The sequence below is a fragment of the Odoribacter sp. N54.MGS-14 genome, assembly GCF_000980295.1.
Taxonomy (GTDB): domain Bacteria; phylum Bacteroidota; class Bacteroidia; order Bacteroidales; family Marinifilaceae; genus Odoribacter; species Odoribacter splanchnicus.
On record NZ_LARL01000162.1, the window covers coordinates 1 to 1151 of the forward strand.

The following is a 1151-nucleotide window of genomic DNA, read 5'->3' on the forward strand; positions in this document are numbered from 1 at the left end:
GCTACCGTCAAGATAGAAGTGCAACACCATCCCCCTCTTCCTCCGTCCTTGGAGCGTAGCGGAAAGGGAGGAGAAAGAGGGGGGGGGTAGCCCGATCACAGGTCAATCGGCAATACAAAAATAAAAAGGGAGACCACCGTCTCCCAAGGATTAACTACTTTTGTATTGTCAATTATGTATAAGCACTTAACCCGAGAGCAAAGGTACGCGATTTACCTGGGAAAACAAAAGGGTGAGACTCTGGAGATGATTGCTCGCTCCATAGGAGTCCACAAATCGACAGTAAGCCGTGAAATCCGGCGTAACTCCACCTCAAACGGCAGGTATGTATGGAACAAAGCCCACGACATGGCCGGGGCCCGTCTGTGTCACACGCCCGGCAACAGGAGGCTGGACGATGTGCTGAAATGGCGTGTCGTTGAATTGATAAGGAACGAGCAATGGTCTCCAAGGCAGATATCCGGCCGATTGAAGAAAGAGGGCATACCTGTGTCACATGAAGCCATTTATGCAATCATACGCAAGGATGAGAGCGGAGAACTTGCCTCCCATTGCCGACACAAGATGAAATACAGGCGAAAGCCCACACACAGGCATGAGACCAAAGCCACGAACATCCGCAACCGCGTGAGCATACACGAACGTCCGGCGGAAGCGGACGGGAAGCGTTTTGGCGATTGGGAGATGGATCTCATCGTGGACAAGGACGGTAACGCCATACTGACGCTGACGGAGAGGAGCACGAACTTCCTTCTCATGGAAAAGCTCAGGCACGGGAAGAAGGCTAAACCGCTTGCAAAGGTCGTATGGAGGCTGCTGCTACCTTACAAGGGAGAAGCGTTGAAATCCATCACCACGGACAACGGCAGCGAGTTCGCCGAGCATGAGTGGATAACAAAGAAACTCCATGTCCCGATATTCTTTGCCGATTCTTATTGCGCATGGCAGAAAGGGGCCATTGAGAACGGGAACAAGCTAATCAGGCAATATATCCCCAAAGGAACGGACATCAGCACCATTACGGAGGGGAAAATTGCCAAGATTAGAAAGAAAATCAATGCCAGGCCCAAGGAAAAACTCAATTTTCATACCTCCGCTGAATGTTTCTTCAAAAATATTTCCTAATGTTGCACTTGCTGGTTGACTCTGCC

1 protein-coding gene is annotated in these 1151 nt (G+C 50.5%); it reads left to right on the forward strand.

Going from position 1 to position 1151, the window contains the following annotated elements:
• Positions 1 to 174: 174 nt before the first annotated feature.
• Positions 175 to 1125: an IS30 family transposase gene (locus WS42_RS14805; protein ID WP_046451366.1), complete on the forward strand. Its 951-nt coding sequence runs from the start codon at positions 175 to 177 to the stop codon at positions 1123 to 1125.
• Positions 1126 to 1151: the final 26 nt, after the last annotated feature.

Bases quoted from the DNA above. Each gene is read 5' to 3' on its own strand.
- WS42_RS14805 (WP_046451366.1), top strand. From the start codon at position 175: ATGTATAAGCACTTAACCCGAGAGCAAAGGTACGCGATTTACCTGGGA.